General features: G+C 63.7%; 14 protein-coding genes. 4 read left to right on the top strand and 10 right to left on the bottom strand.

All coding sequences use genetic code 11. The features are described from left to right. Positions 1 to 23 precede the first annotated feature (23 nt). The gene (locus tag ASH04_RS00835; protein ID WP_057472525.1) at positions 24 to 3,812 is read right to left on the bottom strand and encodes a non-ribosomal peptide synthetase; all 3,789 of its coding nucleotides are present in this window, start codon (positions 3,810 to 3,812) and stop codon (positions 24 to 26) included. A 422-nt stretch (positions 3,813 to 4,234) separates the two neighbouring features. Here ASH04_RS00835 and ASH04_RS00830 point away from each other — a divergent pair, with 422 nt between their 5' ends. Next, complete coding sequence (locus ASH04_RS00830; protein WP_032367794.1) at positions 4,235 to 5,452, top strand: IS110 family transposase; 1,218 nt, start codon at positions 4,235 to 4,237, stop codon at positions 5,450 to 5,452. A gap of 121 nt (positions 5,453 to 5,573) precedes the next feature. Here the strand turns inward: ASH04_RS00830 and ASH04_RS00825 are convergent, their stop codons facing one another. Together ASH04_RS00825 and ASH04_RS00820 are read right to left on the bottom strand one after the other, a co-directional pair. After that, positions 5,574 to 6,479 carry an SDR family NAD(P)-dependent oxidoreductase gene (locus tag ASH04_RS00825; protein ID WP_032367795.1) on the bottom strand — a complete coding sequence of 302 codons (906 nt, stop codon included), beginning with the start codon at positions 6,477 to 6,479 and terminating at the stop codon, positions 5,574 to 5,576. 116 nt (positions 6,480 to 6,595) lie between these two features. Beyond that, a complete protein-coding gene (locus ASH04_RS00820; RefSeq protein ID WP_032367796.1) occupies positions 6,596 to 7,156 on the bottom strand; it encodes a TetR/AcrR family transcriptional regulator in 561 nt (186 codons plus the stop codon). Between the two features lie 333 nt (positions 7,157 to 7,489). Between ASH04_RS00820 and ASH04_RS00815 the strand changes: the two genes are divergently transcribed. Continuing rightward, entirely contained in the window at positions 7,490 to 7,963 is a 474-nt protein-coding gene (locus ASH04_RS00815; RefSeq protein WP_143544776.1) for a hypothetical protein, read from the top strand. A gap of 30 nt (positions 7,964 to 7,993) precedes the next feature. On the opposite strand, the gene ASH04_RS00810 is transcribed toward ASH04_RS00815, so the two are convergent. The 3 genes from ASH04_RS00810 to ASH04_RS00805 all read right to left on the bottom strand — a co-directional run bounded on the left by ASH04_RS00810 (position 7,994) and on the right by ASH04_RS00805 (position 10,313). Continuing rightward, complete coding sequence (locus tag ASH04_RS00810) at positions 7,994 to 8,506, bottom strand: condensation domain-containing protein (RefSeq protein ID WP_230072863.1); 513 nt, start codon at positions 8,504 to 8,506, stop codon at positions 7,994 to 7,996. Positions 8,507 to 8,580: 74 nt separating this feature from the next. After that, complete coding sequence (locus ASH04_RS26360) at positions 8,581 to 8,718, bottom strand: hypothetical protein (protein ID WP_155290134.1); 138 nt, start codon at positions 8,716 to 8,718, stop codon at positions 8,581 to 8,583. Continuing rightward, positions 8,715 to 10,313: a DHA2 family efflux MFS transporter permease subunit gene (locus tag ASH04_RS00805; RefSeq protein ID WP_235579896.1), complete on the bottom strand. Its 1,599-nt coding sequence runs from the start codon at positions 10,311 to 10,313 to the stop codon at positions 8,715 to 8,717. Before ASH04_RS00805 ends, ASH04_RS26360 begins: the two co-directional genes overlap by 4 nt. A 119-nt stretch (positions 10,314 to 10,432) precedes the next feature. Between ASH04_RS00805 and ASH04_RS00800 the strand changes: the two genes are divergently transcribed. Together ASH04_RS00800 and ASH04_RS00795 are read left to right on the top strand one after the other, a co-directional pair. After that, positions 10,433 to 10,915, top strand: coding sequence for a MarR family winged helix-turn-helix transcriptional regulator (locus ASH04_RS00800; protein WP_032368029.1), 483 nt, complete (start codon positions 10,433 to 10,435; stop codon positions 10,913 to 10,915). A gap of 1 nt (position 10,916) precedes the next feature. Next, positions 10,917 to 11,603 carry a pyridoxamine 5'-phosphate oxidase family protein gene (locus ASH04_RS00795; RefSeq protein ID WP_032367799.1) on the top strand — a complete coding sequence of 229 codons (687 nt, stop codon included), beginning with the start codon at positions 10,917 to 10,919 and terminating at the stop codon, positions 11,601 to 11,603. Here ASH04_RS00795 and tgt read toward each other — a convergent pair. From tgt to ASH04_RS00775, 4 genes are all read right to left on the bottom strand, one after another. Next, positions 11,557 to 12,795, bottom strand: a complete 1,239-nt coding sequence (gene tgt / locus ASH04_RS00790) for a tRNA guanosine(34) transglycosylase Tgt (RefSeq protein ID WP_032367800.1) — start codon at positions 12,793 to 12,795, stop codon at positions 11,557 to 11,559. The two genes, ASH04_RS00795 and tgt, sit on opposite strands and share 47 nt — an antisense overlap. 82 nt (positions 12,796 to 12,877) lie before the next feature. Next, positions 12,878 to 14,773, bottom strand: coding sequence for an ABC transporter ATP-binding protein (locus tag ASH04_RS00785; RefSeq protein WP_032368030.1), 1,896 nt, complete (start codon positions 14,771 to 14,773; stop codon positions 12,878 to 12,880). Between the two features lie 41 nt (positions 14,774 to 14,814). Continuing rightward, positions 14,815 to 16,548: an ABC transporter ATP-binding protein gene (locus ASH04_RS00780; RefSeq protein ID WP_027494600.1), complete on the bottom strand. Its 1,734-nt coding sequence runs from the start codon at positions 16,546 to 16,548 to the stop codon at positions 14,815 to 14,817. 91 nt (positions 16,549 to 16,639) lie between these two features. Then, positions 16,640 to 18,928: an MMPL family transporter gene (locus ASH04_RS00775; protein WP_027494601.1), complete on the bottom strand. Its 2,289-nt coding sequence runs from the start codon at positions 18,926 to 18,928 to the stop codon at positions 16,640 to 16,642.

The following is an 18,928-nucleotide window of genomic DNA, read 5'->3' as shown; positions in this document are numbered from 1 at the left end:
GTGCACGTCACGCACCGCACATGCTACACACCATGTAGTAGTTGCGCCGACGGTTCGCGTGCTGTCATATCTCGCCACGGCGAGCTCGGTCCTGCGACCATCGCCTGCACGATATGCTCGAGCCGCTGCCCCAGTGCGACAACGGTATTCGCGTCGAACAATGCCGTGGGATACACGATATCGACCGCAGTCTCGATAGCGCCCCTGGGTCGTTCCGCGGGCTCCACTCCTGTCTTATCTTCGCCGTCTCGATGTTCGGTGACGTGGAAATGAAGGTCACATTTGGCGATGTCGATCGGCCGAGGCGTGATCTCGAAGCAAACGTCCCCCATAGTGAGCGTCTGGGTCGCAAAAACGTCCAACGACAGCGCCACCTGAAAGATCGGGTGCCGCCCATCCACCGAGTCAGCAGCGAGATCGGCGACGACATCCTCGAACGGCACCGATGCATGGTCGAAGGCCAGTAGTTCACTCGCTCGGGCCGACTGCACTACGTCCTCGACGGTCGATGCGGCCGCGATGTTCGTCCGGATGGCGACGGTGTTGGTGAAGGTACCGACGAGTTGCTCGAGTCTCGGGTCGTCTCGACCGGCAACCGGGGTTCCGACGACGATGTCGGTGGATTCCGTCGTCTGGGCGAGCAGGATCAACAGCGCTGCGCGCAGCACGGTGAATCGGTTTGTCCCGCAGCGCTGTGCCAGATCGGTCATTCTCTCGGTGGCGTCCGCGTCGAACCGAAGCGAGGTGCGGGCGCCGGAGAAGTTCCAGTCCTGCATGCGAGGGCGGTCCAACGGCAAATCCCTCGAGCCGGGTGTGTCCGCCAACTCCGCGCGCCAGAAGTCGAGATCGCCCGACACGTCGCGCTCGGCAGCCCAGACGCTGTAATCGGCGTACTGGAGCGGCAATTCGGCCCACGTGGGTGCGCTGCCGGCAATCCTGGCGTGATAGGCCATGACGAAGTCCGACGCCAACAGCCCCAGCGACCAACCGTCCGCTGCACTGTGGTGGACGGCGCACGCGAGCACGTGATGACCGGGCGCCACTGCGAACAGTCGAGCTCGGATCGGGAACTCGTTGCGCATGTCGAAGGGGTGCTCGAGAGTCTCCACCACTGCGGCGTCGTCGAAGTCGACAACGTCGAGGTTCGGTACCGCCCTCGCCGAATCCGGCTCGACGACCTGCGCCGGAACCCCGTCGACATCCGGGTACCGCGTGCGCAAGGTGCTGTGTCGATCGATCAGGTCGGTCAAAGCCTGCGAGGCCGCCGCCGAGTGGAACTCCCCGGAAATCGTGACCGTGAACGGCAGGTTGTACAGAGGTAGCTGCGCATTTCGATCGATGTGGCGTTGCTGCGGCGCGAGTGGGATTGCGGATACTCTCGCCGACGTTCCGCGTTCGGGCCGGGAATTCTGCTGCCGTCCAGTGAGTCGACGCTCGTCTACGCATGCTGCCAAGGCCTGAACGGACGGGGCACCGGCGAGGTCACGCACACCGATGTCCACCGCGGCCTCGGCCCGCACCGTCGACACGACCCTGGTCGCCGCCAGCGAGTCGCCTCCGAGGTCGAAGAACGAAGCAGCGCAATCGATGCCGCCCCTGCCGAGCACACGCGCGAACGCTGCCGCCACCATCTCCTCGGTGGCACCGGCCGGCTCGGTTCGGGCGCCGGTCGTCGACGTGGTGAGGTCCGGCGCAGGAAGTGCGCCGCGGTCGGCCTTCCGATTGATCGTCAGCGGAATCTCGTCGAGAACAGAGAGCGTCGACGGCACCATGTGGGCAGGCAAGCGCCTGGTGAGATCCTGGCGGATGCGCTCGGTGTCGAGCAAGTGTCCGTGGGGTGCGGCCACCACGTACCCGTCGATACGCAGATCTCCAGTGTGACTGCGGCGCAAAGCCGATGATGCCGCAGCGACGTTCGGACAAGCCCGCAACGCCGCGTCGACCTCACCCAGTTCGACGCGATTTCCCCGGATCTTGATTTGATCGTCGGTGCGACCGAGAAACTCGAGCGTGCCGTCGCCGCGCAGACGCGCCCGATCTCCACTGCGGAACATCCGACTCACATTGCTGCCGAACGGGTTCGCAACGAAGCGTGCCGCTGTGTCCGCGGTGCGGCCGAGATATCCGCGCGCGACGCCGGGAGTCTCGATGTAGATCTCGCCGACTGCTCCCGACGGAACGGGCCGCAGAGTGCGATCGAGAAGGTGAATCACCGCCCCCACCATGGCTCGACCGATTCCGTCCGCGCTACCCGAAGTCAGTGGCGCGGTCATCGTGACACTGCACGTCGTTTCGGTGGGGCCGTAGGCGTTGAGCAGTCGGCGACGCACCGACCAGCGGTCCACCGTGTCCTGCGGCGCCGCCTCACCGCCGATGATGATGGTCCCGACACCCGACAGCGCTGCGGGATCCAACGTGGCCAGCGCCGAGGGCGTGATGAGCAGATGTGTAATTGCCTGCTGAGCAATCAGTTCCGTCAGTTCGGCACCCGCGTAGCTGCCTGCCGGCGCGATCACCACTGCTGCGCCCGCGGTTGCCGCGGCCAGCACCTCGACGATGGCGGTGTCGAATCCGGGCGAGGCGAGGTGACAGACTCGTGACTCGACGTCGAGGTGGTAGCTGCTCCCGATCTGTTGTACCAGAGCGGCGATGCCACCGTGGGTGACAACGACGCCTTTGGGGGTGCCGGTGGACCCGGAGGTGTAGATGACGTACGCCGCGTGACCTGGTGCCGTCGGCGCGGCAACGTCGTCCAAGCCTCCCTCTGCAACAACGGCATCGAGGTCCAGCCACTCCACGCCACCGAACTCGCCGCCGCCGCCCGTGCACAGGCCCAACACCGCACCGCTGTCCCGCACCACGAACTGGGCTCGCTCACGGGGGTGATTCGGGTCGACCGGAACATAGACCGCGCCAACTCGTGCGATTGCCCAGAACGAGACGATCCCCGCAACGGACCGGCCGATGCGCACGGCGACCCGATCCTCGGTACCGATTCCTCGGGCACGCAATATGGACGCAAGTGTGTCGACTCTCGCGGCCGACTCTGCATAGGTCACCGAGACATCTGCATCCTGAATCGCAATTCGATTGCCGTGCTGTGCAATTGCCGTCGAGAACACGTCGTTCAGGGATCCACGCTCGACCACGGTCGCGCCCACCGATGCGGGCACTGCATCGGGCTCTCCGGGCAGGAACAGGTCGAGGTCTGCCACCGCGGTGTCCCCGCAACCAGATTCGCCGAAACGATCGAGAAAGTACAGGAACCGCTCGTGGTGGCGAGCGAGGTCGCTCGGCGTGTACGCGGCAGGGTTGGCTTCGAAGTCGATGCGCGGACGAGCTCCGCCTCGACCGGGATAGATGTTGACGGCAAGATCCGAGACCGGGCCCGTGGTCAGAATGTTGATCTCGCCGTCGAAGTCCCCGACGGCCACGGTGTTCGCGAACATCATCACGTTGATGGTCGGACCGAAACGCCCTGCGTGCAGAGCATTCCCGCTCTCGGATACCGGCGGCCTGCTGCGCTGGTGTCGGAGGACGGCACCGATCGCCACCTCGGCCGACTTGATCACGTTGTTCACCGTTGCCGATCCGACGCCCGGCAACCGCAACGGCACCACATGCGACAACGACGACCCGGCTCCGCGCAGCACTGCTGTCGGCCGCGCCGAGACCGGCAGCGACAGATCGACGTCGTCTACATCGTTCATGCGCGAGAGGAAGGCGGCGAGCGCCGCGATCACCACGGTCGACGTGGCATGACCCCGAGCGGTCGGAGAAATCGACCGATCCTCCCCGACGACGATCGGCACCGACGCAGGCTGAGCACTCCGGCCCCACGGTGCGCCGTAGCCCAGGTCAGCGGACTCCCAGTGCGCCCGATCGCGCAGGGCACGGGCAGATGCGCGGTAGCGCTCGTCCTCGGCGAGCAGTGCCGCCGGAGTCGTCGGATCGATCCGCGGCGGCTCGACGCCGTCACAGACGGCCGCATACAGGGCCGCCGCCCGCGTTATCTTCTTCCCACCCTCGCAACTTGCGGGGGTGGGTCGTCTGCTCCGGTATGGCTTCGGCCGCCCGGACGGAAAGCACGTCTACTCGAGTGTTGCCGCCGGAGCAGAGGGCGTCGGATCACCGCTGATAGAGGCGTGGCCGAGAGGGAGCACACGGCCTGCATAACGTGATTGCCGGGAACCGATGCCAGGACCGCCGCGAAACATGTTGATGCGGAGGGTATGTGAACAAGCGTTACGCTATCTACTGCGGTATCGACGTCGGCAAAAGTGCGCATCACGCGATCGCTCTCACCGCAGACGGGCGCCGGATACTCAGCCGAGACCTGCCCCAGGACGAAACGATGCTCCGTGCGTTGTTCTCCGAGCTCGCGGCACACGGTTCGGTGCTGATGGTGGTCGATCAACCGCGCAACATCGGGGCACTACCGATCGCGGTGGCCCGAGACAGCGGCCTCGATGTCGCCTACCTGCCCGGTCTGCGGATGCGGCGGATAGCTGCGCTCTATCCGGGGCAGGCGAAAACCGATGCGCGCGATGCGTTCATCATCGCCGACGCCGCCCGCACACTGCCCGACACACTGTTGCCCGTCACCCAGGACGACGACATCGTCGAAGGCCTGCGGATGCTCGCCGGGTTCGACGCGGACCTGGCGACCGAGGAGAACCGCATCACGAGCCGCATCCGATCGGTGCTGCTCTCGGTGCATCCCGCCCTCGAACGCGCCATCGGCAAACACCTGTACCGACCCGTCGCACTGACACTGCTTGCCGAGTTCGGTGGCCCGATCGGCTTCGCCGCAGCAACCCCCGCATCACTGCGACGCGTCGCGAAACGGTCGGCACCACGTATCGGAGACACAATCGCGGAGTCGATCATCGCTGCACTCGCCGAGCAGACCGTGATCGTGCCGGGGGCGGAGAAAACGAACTTCGTACTGAAAACCCTTGCGCGACAGCTGAGCGAGGTACGTCGTGCCCGCGCCGAACTCGAGGAGCAATTCGAGTCCGAACTGAACAAGCACCCAGCCGGGCCGATCCTGACCTCGATGCCGGGCGTCGGGGCTCGGATCGCAGCGACGATCCTGGTGGAAATCGTCGACGTCGACCGGTTCGACAGTGCAGGCAACCTCGCCGCGTATGCCGGTGTCGCACCACGCACACACCGCTCCGGAACATCGATCCGCGGTGAGCACCGACAACGCGGAGGAAACACCAGACTCAAACGTGCACTGTATCTTTCGGCGTTCGCCTCGCTACGTGAACCACCGTCTCGCGAATACTACGACCGAAAACGAGCGGAAGGCAAAGACCACCGGTCCGCGCTGATCTGCCTCGCTCGACGCCGCTGCACCGTGCTGTTCACGATGTTGAAGACAGGGTCGGTGTACGAACGCCGGGAAGGGCGGCCGGGTCGAGCGGCTGCTGTTGCTGCGGCGTAGCGCCTCGCTCAGGCGGCTTGACCGTGTGAGCGGCCGGGCGAGTTGTGGAAGGTGTCCGATCTTGCCCTGGTGAAGTCCCAACGGTTTCTTCTTTGGGGTGACCGGCGTATCGGGCGGTGAACTAAATCGGGTAGGTGACTCCGGTCAGTTTCTCCGAGACGGCCCACAGTCGGCGTTGTAGTTCGACGTCGTGGGATTGGTCGCTGGAGGCCACGACTTTGGGATGCCCTCGCGTCCCGCCGATACCGCTCGGGCCGTAGTACTGGCCGCCCAGGACGCCGGCATCGGTCGCCGCACGCAGGGTCGGTAGTGCGCCCATTTCGGAGGTTTGGGAGACGAGTGGGTTGATCAGTTCCAGGACCTGACGCAACGGCGTGACTATGTTGCGGGTGAGTTCGGTGTTGGACAGGCCTGGGTGAGCGGCGGCGGCGATGGTCGTCGTGCCGAGCAGTCGGCGCTGCAACTCGTAGGTGAACAATAGGTTGGCCAACTTGGCTTGGCCGTAGGCACCGGACGAGGAGTACGTGCGTTCCCACTGCAGGTCGTCGAAATGAATGGCAGCTCGCATACGGTGACCGACGCTACTGACGGTGACGATTCGAGAGCGAGGCGTCGACAGTATGCGGTCCAGCAGCAGCCCGGTGAGCGCGAAATGACCGAGATGATTGGTGCCGAACTGCAACTCGAAGCCGTCTTCAGTGGTGATTTTCGGCCCGAACATGACTCCAGCGTTGTTGATCAGCAGATCGATCGACTCGTGTGCGGCACGTAATGCCGCGGCGGCAGCCCGGATAGACGTCTGCGAACTGAGATCGAGTTCTTGTAACGAGAGGTGCGCACCGGGGTTCTTCGCGACAATCGCGTCGGCCGCTTGCTGACCTTTGGCAAGGTTACGCACTGCCAGCACGACGTGAGCGCCGTGTGCAGCCAGAGCAGTGGCAGTCCGGAAACCCAGACCGGTGTTCGCCCCTGTGATGACCGCAGTGCGGCCGGACTGGTCGGAAATGTCGTCAGTGGTCCAGCTCATGGCCGTCCTCTCGAGAAGATTAAGCGGGGCGCACGCCCCGCTTTAATCAATATAGAGAAGATGCGCCGAGATGGCGGTCGAATAGTGGCGTAGATAACAGCTGTTGGGTTGCGGTCTCAGGGGCGCAGGCCGGCGATGGCCATCTCGGTGACACGGTCGGCGACCTCCGCGTCGTATGCCTGCATGGCGTGGACGCCGACGATGAGCGCTTTCAGGTCAGACGCTGTGACGGTGGTCTTGATGGATCCGGACTGCTGCGCTGCAGTGAGCAGCTCGCCGAGCAGGGCGCGAAATTCTTCGTCGGCCTCCGGTGCTGCGAGGTGGAGGTCGATGCCCATGCCGGCCATCGCATCGGCGAAGGAACGGTCGAGGAAGCCCTCGGCGATCACCGCGCGAAGAAAGTGAAAGATGGCCTCGCTGGAGTCGCCGTTGTCGAGCAGTTCTCGGGCGATATCGACCAACTTGTGCACACGGCCGACGATGACGGCGCTCAACAGGGCTGCCTTGGTCGGAAAGTGGCGCCACACCGTCCCGGCTCCCACACCTGCCCGCCGGGCTATCTCGTCGATCGACACCGACGTGCCCTCGGTGGCCAGCGTCTCGTACGCAACTTCCAGGACCCGTGCGCGATTGCGGGCTGCGTCGGCGCGCATCGGGCGTCGCTTGGAGCCGTCCATGCCACTTCCTCCGTTCGCGGTCGGTGGCGTTGATGCCCGAACATACCGACGGTACCTGCGGACGGCGTTGCACAGGGGACTGCTCACGAAGCGCCGGCCCCGATCACAATTCGAAGGCGAACATATCGACAGCTCTTCGACCTGCAGGCTCGTGGGAAGTCCTGCGGCCGCGTGGCGGACTGCGGCACACTCGGGGCGGTGAGCCCACGACGAAGCTGGTTGGACCAGCAGACCGACGTATTTCTTGCAGAGGCATGAGCGCACGGACTCAGCGCACCCCGCACCGCCGTGTCGTCACTGATCGACAACACGGTGAACCGGGTGGCGTTGCGCATGAGAATCACCCCGGTGACAGCCCGAAAGTACTTCTCCGACGACGATGTTCGCGCCCTGGTGCACACCACCGCCGCATCCATGGCTGCAGAAGCTCCCGGCGCACACCTAGCCGACCTCGCCCCCACTCACACTGTCCCGGTTGCTGCCGCTGGGCGCACGGTGGCGGGGCTGGCGATCATCACCGAGCTTGCCGCCTCGGCGGGCATCGAGCTTGAGCACCACGAACTGATGCACGCGTTGAACCAAACCTTGTCACTGCTGACCGAATGGGGAGCTGCCATCGAGGAGGCTGCATGGTCCGAGCAGGCTTCGGTGTCTGTGCACGAGGCCGTCATTCACCGCACAGTCCGGGAACTCGAACGAGGCAAGACCCACCTCGCATCCGGGACAGCTCCGCTCGACGGCGGTGACCCGGAGGCCCTCGCACGGGCCTTCAACAGCAACATAACCGCCCTCTCCGCAGAACTCTGACGGGTGGGGCTCCACTTCGCCGCCAGTGCTCTACTCGGTGGGAGAACCTGCGACCAAGCCCGATCGGCGCACCGCAAAGGTACGCCGATCGGGGATAAAGTTGCGTAGAAGATAGAAGCACTCGAGCACCTTCATCGAGGCATAGCCGTCGAGCGCAATATGGTGCGCTCTGGTGTACCAGAACACGCGATCGTCCTCGACGCGGAGGACGCGCAGTCTCACCAGCTGGCCGTAGATCGACAAGGGCGTTCGGCAGTCGTCGTTCATCCACTGTCGGGCTCTCTCTTCCGGACGGTCGTGTCCACGGCAGTCGAGAATCTCCACCGCCTCGGTCTCCGCGGCCACGAATCGCTGCATCGGAGTGCCGTCGACCTCGAAAACCCGCATGGTCGACGACGAGAACTCGCGATGCGCCCGGCTACCGCAGGCGACCAAGGCATCGACATCGACGGCACCGACGATGTCCACGAAGTACGCAATGGAGAAAGGTACGGCGGGCATGAACTGCTGCGCCAGCCAGATGTCGGCCTGGGACGAACTCACAGGTATGGCGTCGTCGAACATGGTGGTCCCCCCCACTGCATCACGAAGTACTACACATTCAGTAGTACCACGGGTCAGCGGGTCCCGCTTTCGATCCCGTCGTTGTCGGGGTTGCGGAGGGCGGCATCCATTGCAACGAACATGTCCAGAAACGTCGCCGGACGAGCGCTTTCCTGATCCTCATCCCGTTCGTCGCCACCCGACGCCGTCATGCTGTGACACCCTCGTGCGCGTCGCTCGGCGGTACCGACTGCGCTGGTCGGTTCGGAATCAGTGCGGTGGCAAGCAGTCCGAACGCAACGAATCCGGCTGCGATGAAACCTCCCAGGTTGACCCCGTGCGTCATAGCGTTGCGTGCGGCGTCGGCGACGAACTCCGTTTCGGGGCGGCTCGCAAATCCGGCGATAGCTCCGCCTGCACTGTCGCTGATCGACCGCGCCAGCATCTCGGCATCCGGAACTCCCGAGAGCGATTCACGTACCTGCGAGCCGAGAGTGGTGAAGAAGGTCGTCGTCAGCACCGCGATGCCCAGCGCGGAGCCGAGTTGCCGGAACGCACTCTGAATTCCGGATCCCTGACCGGCACTGGCGGCGGGCACGTCATCGAGAACGACGTTCGTAACCTGAGCAGTTGCGAATCCGACACCGATTCCATAGAAGAACAACACGATCGCGATATGCCACCACCGGCTATCCACCGCCGCAACGAACCCCAGCCCGGCAAGCCCGACCACCTCGAGGCCCAGCCCGATCCGAACCAGGTTCAACGGCGACAGCGAGGCTGCGAGGGCGAAGCTCGCCCCGCTGGCGACGAAGCTGCCGATAGCGATGGGAACGAGCATGGCACCGGCCTGGACTGCGCTGTATCCCAATGTGAATTGCAGCCACAACGGTAGTACGGCGATGATTCCGAACTCACCCAGTCCGATCAGCAGTGTCGCGATATTGCCACCGCGGAACGAAGCGATGGAGAACAGTCGGGTGTCCATCAAGGCCTTGTTCGTATCAGCGTCGCGGCTGAGGGCTCGCTGTCGAACACCGAAGGCCGCCAACGATAATACGGACAGCGTCAACGAAACGAACACTACGGACACGCCCACACCCCAGGTTGCCCCGAACAACTCGAATGGCTCCGTGGACAGAACCCAGCCGTATGTGCGCCCTTCGATGAGCCCGAACGCCAACAGTCCGAGTCCGGCGATCGACAGCACCGCACCGAGTGAGTCGATTCGTCCGGAGCCACGCGGTGACCGATCGATGAACAACAGCGAAGCGACGAGAATCAGGGCGACGAGGGGGAGGTTGATGCCGAACGCCCAACGCCACGATGCGTGTTCCGCAAGCCAGCCACCGAGGAGTGGGCCGAGGGCCGACGCAGCTCCGATTGTCGAGCCCCACACCGCAAACGCCTGGCCACGGGCCTTTCCGCTGAACGTCGCATTCAGTAGCGCCAACGACGTCGGCAGGATCAGCGCACCTCCCACACCTTGGAGGAACCTGGCTCCGATCAACAACTCACCACTCGTGGCTACACCGGCCAACAGACTCGAGGTTCCGAAGACAACGACGCCTGTCACAAAGACTCTTCGTGCACCCACGATGTCGGAGATGCGGCCGACCAGCAGGAGCAGCGCGGCGAAGACGATGGCGTAGGACTCCTGAATCCATTGCGCTTGACCGGAATCGACGCCGAGATCATCGATGATCGACGGCACGATCACATTGACGATCGTGGTGTCGACCACGATGAGCGCGACACCGAGCGCGATAGCGATCAGACCGAGCCAACGGCGCAACGAAGGGGACATCGTCAATCCAATACCTCCACGGTAAAGTTACTTTATGGTGAAGCTATATCGAGGATCGGTAGATTGTCAACGCAGCTCCGTGCACTCGGGGCACCATGCCGGAGAAGCGAGGCGATTCGATGAGCGACGATCGGTCCGAGATTGCCGAACAACGAACCCGCCTGATGGAGGCGCTGCGAATGTACGGATCCGCCTTCAATCAATTCAGCCGACAGTTCGCCCAGTGGTCCGGACTGCATCCCACCGACGGAGAAGCGCTGATGGAGATCGTCTACGCCGAAGAACGCGGTGTCCCGTTGTCCCCGTCTCGACTGGCAGAGCGTGTGCAACTCACCTCAGGGGCCACCTCGACACTGATAGACCGACTCGAACGGGCTGGACACGTCCGGCGTACAAGAGAGGGCACCGATCGACGTACCGTGACACTGCGAAGCGGGGCCAGCGTGCACGAGATGGCGGACGAGTTCTTCGGCCCCCTGGGTAACCGTCTCGACACGATGATGGCCCGGTACCCACCCGACATGCTCGCGGAGTTCGAGAGCTTCGTCGGCGAGCTCGTCAACACGATGCAGACCGAGCTGACCGATCCCAGGACACCGTGAGATGCCGCAGAGCAACCACTATCACCATTTGATGTTCGGCCCTGCCGCGATTGCGCGGCAGCAGGTCGACGGCAGTTACACCGCCTACGGCTCACAGACCGAGCGACCCGACGACGGCCCGATGCCACTCGACGATCTCGAGAAGGCCATGATCGGCGCGCTGGATCAGTTCCAGATCGCCACCGTCACCGAGTCCGGGTGGCCCTACATTCAGTACCGCAGTGGGCCGAAGGGGTTCCTGCAGGTACTCGACGACCACACTCTGGGATTCGCCGATCTCGCCGGCAACCATCAGTACGTGACGGCGGCCAATCTCGATCACGACGACCGCGTCGCCGTGTTCTTGGTCAATTACCCTCTGCGACAACGACTCAAGCTCTACGGACGGGCACGGACAATCGAGGCCGCGGACGATCCCGAACTACTGGAGCGACTCAAAAAGATCGGCGACCTGACCGTCGCCGCCACCTGCGAACGCAGCGTCGTCATCGATGTCGAGGCATTCGACTGGAACTGCACGCGCAGCATCATCCCGCGCTACGACGCGGCGTACCTCGCGGACCTGTCCGAGGTGTACCAACGCAAAGCTGCCGAGCGGGAAACCGAACTACTGCAGCGCATTTCGGAGCTGGAAGATCAGCTCAGGCAGTCTTCGACGCATAGAACCGGCCCAGATACTCCGTCTTGAACTCGGTGAATCGCTGCTGCTCGATCGAAGCACGGATGTCGTCGACCAGCTTGACCGTGAATCGCTCGTTGTGAATCGTGCACAGCGTCGAGGCGAGCATCTCCTTGGCCTTGAACAGATGATGGATGTAGGCCTTGGTGTAGTGCGCGCAGGTGTAGCAGTCGCAGTTCTCGTCGATCGGGGTGAAGTCGCGTCGATGCTTCGCGGTGTTGATGTTGAAGCGGCCCGTGGGCACGTAGATCGCCGCATTGCGCGCCACCCGTGAAGGATTGACGCAGTCGAAGGTGTCGGCACCGTTCTCGATCGCGACGAAGAAGTCGTCCGGCTCGCTGATCCCGAGCATGTGGCGCGGCTTGTGTTCGGGCAGTTCCTCGTTCACCCACCGAGTGATGGTGCCGAGGTTCTGCTTCTCGAGTGCGCCGCCGATTCCGTAGCCGTCGAACCCACGGCCCATGTCCCCCGTGATGGTCTCGAGGTCGTGCGCGGCCTTGCGTCGCAGATCTTCGTACTGCGCTCCCTGCACCACTCCGAACAGTGCCTGATACGGCTTGTCGGCACGTTCGACGGTGAGGCGTTCGTGTTCGAGGACGCATCGCTTCGCCCATGCCTGGGTGCGGTCGACCGACTTCTCCTGATACCCGCGGGTATTCATCAGCGTGGTCAGCTCGTCGAACGCGAACATGATATCGGCGCCGAGCCGATGCTGAATCTGCATCGACACCTCGGGAGTGAATCGATGCTTCGAGCCGTCGAGATGGGACTTGAACGTGACTCCGTCGTCGTCGACGTGGGCCAATCGTTCCTTGCCCTCGGCGATGACGTCGTCGGACTCCACCCGTGAAGCGTCCATCGAGATGACCTTCTTGAACCCGACACCGAGGGACATCACCTGGAAGCCGCCGCTGTCGGTGAATGTGGGCCCGTCCCAGTTCATGAATTTGCCCAACCCGCCGGCCTCGTCGACGATGTCCGAGCCCGGCTGCAGGTACAGGTGATACGCGTTGGCGAGTACCGCCTGAGCGCCGAGTTCCTTCATCGCCTCCGGCAGCACTGCTTTGACGGTCGCCTTCGTCCCCACCGCAATGAACGCCGGGGTGGCGATGTCGCCGTGCGGGGTGTGGATGGTGCCGGTGCGGCCGAGCTCACCGTCGAGCCGGGTGCCGATATCGAAGCCGAAATTGGAAGAACTCACCGCGTCAGTATGCGGCTTCGCCGCATGTGAGTGGAAATTCGTAGCCCACTACGATTTTCCACTCACGTGCGGCGCCAGCCGCCTAACTGCTGTAGAGCCGGTAGTACGCACCCTTGGCCTCGAGCAATTCCTCGTGATTGCCCTGCTCGACGATGCTGCCGTTTTCCATCACGACGATGGTGTCGGCGTCACGGATGGTCGAGAGACGATGCGCGATAACAAAACTGGTGCGGTCGTTACGCAGCGCTGCCGTGGCCTTCTGCACCAGCAGTTCGGTGCGGGTGTCCACCGAGCTGGTGGCCTCGTCGAGGATCAGGATCAGCGGCTTGGCCAGGAAGGCACGGGCGATGGTGATGAGCTGCTTCTCACCGGCGCTGACGTTGTTGCCCTCCTCGTCGATGATCGTGTCGTATCCGTCGGGCAGCGAATGCACGAACTTGTCGACGTAGCTCACCCGAGCCGCCTCGAGGATCTCTTCCTCGCTGGCGGTCGGGTCACCGTAGGCGATGTTGTCGCGGATGGTGCCGCCGAACAACCAGGTGTCCTGCAACACCATGCCGGTTCGTGAACGCAACTCGTCGCGCGTCATCTTGCGGGTGTCGACGCCATCGAGTGTGATTCGGCCGGAATCGATCTCGTAGAACCGCATGATCAGGTTGACCAGTGTGGTCTTGCCGGCACCCGTGGGTCCGACGATCGCCACGAGATGTCCCGGATCCGCAGTGAGCGACAGGTTCTGGATGAGCGGCTGCTCCGGCGAGTAACTGAACGAGACGTCGTCGAACACGACGCGTCCGCGTCGCTCCGTCGGGCTGGACGCAGGCACGACGTCGGGGTCTTCCTCGTCGGCGTCGAGCACCTCGAAGATGCGTTCGGCGGACGCGACTCCGGACTGAATCAGGTTGATCATCGCGCCGACCTGCGACAGCGGCTGAGTGAACTGCCGCGAATACTGAATGAATGCCTGCACTTCGCCCAGGCTCAATGTTCCCGACGCCACGCGAAGGCCGCCCACAACGGCGACGACGACGTAGTTGATGTTTCCGAGGAACATGATGATCGGCATGATCAGACCGGAGATGAATTGCGCTCGGAAGCCTGCTTGGAAGAGCTTCTCGTTGCGGTCACCGAACTCGCGTTCCACCTCCGCCTGGCGACCGAACGCCTTGACGATCTCGTGGCCGGTGTAGGTCTCTTCGATCTGCGCGTTGAGCTTGCCGGTGTGCTTCCACTGCGCCACGAAGTGCGGCTGCGACCTCTTGGCGATCAGCGCGGTCACCAGGAACGAGGCCGGGATCGTCAGCAGCGCAACCAGAGCGAGCAACGGCGAGATCCAGATCATCACGCCGAGGATGCCGAGCACGGTCAGGATGCCGGTGATGAGCTGGCTCAGTGTCTGCTGCAGGCTGGTCGAGACGTTGTCGATGTCGTTGGTGACGCGGCTGAGCGTCTCGCCTCGGGCATTGTTGTCGAAGTACTGCAGCGGCAGGCGATGCACCTTGGCCTCGACGCTGCCGCGCAGCAACAGAATTCGACGCTGCAGCGCGATGTTGAGGATGTAGCCCTGAGCCCATGCCAGCAGTGCAGACACTACGTACAGTGCGAGAACCCAGAGCAATACCGTTCCGACGGCACCGAAATCGATTCCCGCACCGGGCGTCACGTCCATGCCCGAGACGAGGTCGGCGACGGTGTCGTTACCGGCGGCCCGAAGGCCGTCGACCGCTTGCTCTTTCGTCTGCCCCGGTTCAAGATCTCCGCCGACGACTCCGTTGAAGATGAGGTTGGTGGCGTGCCCGAGGACGGTCGGCGCAGCCACGCTGAGGACCACGCTGACGATTCCCAGCACGAGCATCAGGCTCAGCAGGAATCGTTCCGGAGCAAGCAAACCGATGACGCGTTTGAACGAGCCCTTGAAGTTCTTGGCTTTCGTGGCCGGCAGTGCCTTCGCGACGCGACTGCCCTTCTTCTTCTCCAAAGAGGGCTTGGCTGCGGAATCCTTGGTGGTGTCGGTGTCGGTCACAGTGCACCTGCAACTTGCCGCTGCGAGTCGACGATCTCGGCGTAGGTGGGGCAGGTGGCCATCAGTTGCTCGTGGTTACCCACGCCCACCGGCTTTCCGTCGTCGAGCACGAGTATCTGGTCGGCGTCGACGATGGTCGACACCCGTTGAGCCACAACGATCATGCATGCATCTCGCGTCACCGGCCGCAGCGCCGCACGCAGTTTCGCGTCGGTGGTGAGGTCGAGAGCGGAGAACGAGTCGTCGAACAGGTAGATCTTGGGCTTGCGTACCAGCGCCCGGGCAATGGCCAGTCGTTGACGCTGACCTCCCGACACCGTGGTGCCGCCCTGCGCGACGGCGGTTTCCAGTCCGTCGGGCATCGCGCGCACGAAGTCGGCTCCCTGGGCGATCTCGAGCGCCTCCCACAGTTCCGCGTCGGTGGCGTCGGCCTTGCCGTACCGCAGATTGCTGGCGATGGTGCCGGAGAACAGGTACGGCTTCTGCGGCACGAATCCGATCTCGGATCGCAGCAGGTCCAGATCGAGTTCGCGAATGTCGACACCGCCGACCCGCACCTGGCCGCCGGTGACGTCCATCAGCCGTGGAATCAGATTGACGAGAGTCGATTTACCCGATCCGGTACCACCGATGATGGCGGTGACCTTGCCTGCCTCGGCAGTCAGATTCACCCCGCACAGCACCGGGTATTCGGCTCCGGGATAGGAGAATTCGGCCCCGACGAGCTCGACCGTGCCCGGTGAGGACACGAACGTCCGGGGATTCTCGGGCAGCACCACCGAAGATTCGGTGGCCAGAACCTCGCTGATGCGATCGGCGCACACCGATGCGCGCGGCACCATCATCGCGATGAACGACGCCATCATCACCGACATCAGGATGAGCATGATGTAGCTCAGAAGCGCAGTGAGCGAACCGATCTGCATCGTGCCGTTGTCGATGGCGTGACCGCCGAACCAGATGACGGCGACACTGGTGACGTTGCTGATGAGCATGACGGTCGGAAACATCAGGGCCATCAGCCGGCCGACCTTGAGTGCCGTCTCGGTCAACGAGGTGTTGGCTGCGCCGAAACGGTCGACCTCGAACTGTTCGCGAACGAACGCCCGCACGACGCGAATACCGGTGATCTGTTCGCGTAGTACGCGATTGACCGCGTCGATGCGCTTCTGCATGGAGCGAAAGGCCGGCACCATACGAACGATGATCAGGCCCATCGCGAGCGCGAGGCCGGGCACGGCGATGAGCAGAATCCACGACAGGCCGATGTCCTCGCGTAGCGACATCACGATTCCGCCGATGCACATGATGGGAGCCATCACCACGATGGTGAATCCCATGATGATCACCAACTGCACCTGCTGCACGTCGTTGGTGTTGCGGGTGATCAGTGACGGAGCACCGAATTTTCCGACCTCGCGGGCGGAGAACGTGCCGACGCGTTCGAGGATTGCTCCGCGAAGGTCGCGTCCGACACTCATGGCGGTGCGTGCACCGAGGAACACCGCTGCCGCAGAGCTGATGATCTGTACTGCCGAGATCAACAGCATGACGCCGCCGGCGGACAGGATGTAGCCGGTGTCGCCGACGGTCACACCGTTGTCGATGATGTCCGCGTTGAGGCTCGGGAGGAACAACGCGGCGAGGGTGGCGATCAGCTGCAACAGCACCAAGCAGAGAATCGGCAGCTTGTACGGGGCGAGAAACCTACGCAGAAGGGGGATCAGCATGATGACCGAAGATTACTCGTACACATGGATAACAGTCTCTCCGTTTCGAGTATTACGAGCAATCTTCGGCCACTCAGCTGCGACGCGAGTACTACGCGCGCTTCTCCGGGGCCGTCTTCAGCTTGGCCCCTTCGATGTCGACGTTGGGCAGGATCTTGTCCAGCCACTTCGGCAACCACCAGGCTTTGTCGCCCAGTAGCGCCATCACCGACGGAATCAGCACCATACGGACGACGAACGCGTCGAAGAAGACGGCGGCGGCCAATGCGAAGCCGATGGACTTGATGAACGAGTCCGGCTCGGCGATGAAGGCGGCGAACACCGAGATCATGATGACCGCTGCCGAGGTGACCACGCGTGCGCCGTACTTGAAGCCGTTGACGACGGCGTCCTTGGCGGCCGCGCCGTGCACGAACTCCTCACGCATGCGCGAGACGAGGAACACCTGGTAGTCCATCGCGAGGCCGAACACCACACCGATGAGGAAGATCGGCATGAAGCTGACGATCGGCTGCGGGTTGGAAATGATGCCGAGCCCGCCCTCTTGGAAGATGAACACCGTCGCACCGAAGGTGGCGAGCACGCTGAGCAGGAACCCGACCGTTGCCGTCAGCGGCACCAGAATCGAGCGGAACACCAGCATCAGCAGCACGAACGCCAGTCCGACGACCACGGCCAGGTACGGAATCAGCGCGCTCTGCAGCCGCTCCGAGATGTCGATACCGATCGCGGTTTCGCCCGTCACTCCGTAGGAGACGCCCGAGCTCTCCTGCAATCCGCTCTCGGCATCGCGCAGGTTGGTCACGAGCGCCTTCGTCTGGTCACTGTTGGGTGTGCTCGACGGGGTGACGAGTATCTGCGCGGTGTCACCCGCCGGATTGACGGCGACGATCTGTGCGTTCGTGACGTCGGATTGTGCGGTGATCGTCTCGATGACCTTGCCGAAGGACGCGGTGCGGTCTGCCTCGGCGACGTCGGACGCGTCGGCGATGACGAGCAGCGGTCCGTTACGTCCCGGCCCGAATGCCTCTTCGGTGATGTCGTAGGCCTGACGGGCAGGCGTGGACGGGTCCGAGGTGGCGATCGACGGGAGAGCCAGCGACAGCCCGGTGGTCGGGCCCGCGATGACACCGAGCAGCACGATGCCTCCGACGAGGCCGAGAATCGGCTTCTTGACCAGGAACCGTGCCCACCGAAGACCGTTGGTGGGGGTTGCGTTCGGGTCCTCCGGGTCGGTGGTGTTGACGAACTTGAGCTTGCCCGCGAAGGCCTTGCCCTTGTAGACGCCCAGCATGGCAGGCAGGAACGTCAGGGCGATGAGTACCGCGATGAACACCGCGAAGCCTGCTGCCAGACCCATCTGCGACAGGAACGGGATGCCGACGACGCGCAGGGCGACGAGGGCGATGAGCACGGTCGCGCCGGCGAACACGACGGCCGATCCGGCGGTACCGACCGCTCGACCGACTGCTTCTTCGCGGTTGTCGGTGAGCGTGAGCTCGTGCCGGTAGCGCGCGAGGATGAACAGCGAGTAGTCGATCGCGACGGCGAGCCCGATCATGATAGCGAGAATCGGGGTGAACGAGGACAGGCTCGCGAATCCGGAGGCCGTCGTGATGGCCAGACTCGAAATACCGATACCGACGATCGCGGTGATCAGCGGCAGGCTGGCAGCGGCGGCCGAGCCGAACATGATGAGAAGCACGATGGCGGCGACGGCAAGACCGACGATCTCCGAACTTCCACCGGGCGACGGGTTCTCCTGGGCGACGGTGCCACCGAGGATGACGGTCAGTCCTGCGTCACGCGCGGGTTGCGCCGCGGCATCGAGATCGCTGCGAATCGCGTCGGTGACGTCGGCCAGCTCGACGTTGATCGGAACCGTGACGGTGCCGACGTTGCCGTTGGGGCTCAACGGCGACGTGGCTGCCGCGTCGGCTGCCACCTTGTCGGCCGGCGTTCCTGCCTCGGCGGCTGCGTCGGTGTACTGCTGCACGATGGCCTTGTTCGCCTCGACCGGATCGGCAAGCGGCGGAGCGCCTTCCGCCGGCTTGGCCGCATCGACCTTCTCGATCTCGGCGATCGTGGCGTCGATGGCCGAGGTGTACTGCGGGGTATCGAGCGACTGACCGTCGGGTGCCTGGAACACGTACTCGGCGTTGACGGCCTGAAGGGGATCCTCGGCTCCGCCGAATCGTTCCTTCTGCAGATCCAACGCGGCCTGAGCAGGCGTTCCGGGGATGCTGAACGAGTTGACGGTAGGCGCGGACAGCGTGGCTGCGCCCACTCCGGCAAGGATCAGAATGACGAGCCAGAGGCCGAGGACGACCCCCTTGCGGCGGTAGGCGAATCTGCCGATTCGGTACAGATAGGTGGCCAC

It is taken from the genome of Rhodococcus sp. Leaf233 (genome assembly GCF_001426165.1).
In the GTDB taxonomy this organism is placed as follows: Bacteria; Actinomycetota; Actinomycetes; order Mycobacteriales; family Mycobacteriaceae; genus Rhodococcoides; species Rhodococcoides fascians.
The sequence above is the reverse complement of the archived record's forward strand: the minus strand, read 5'-3'. Positions and strand labels throughout refer to the sequence as shown.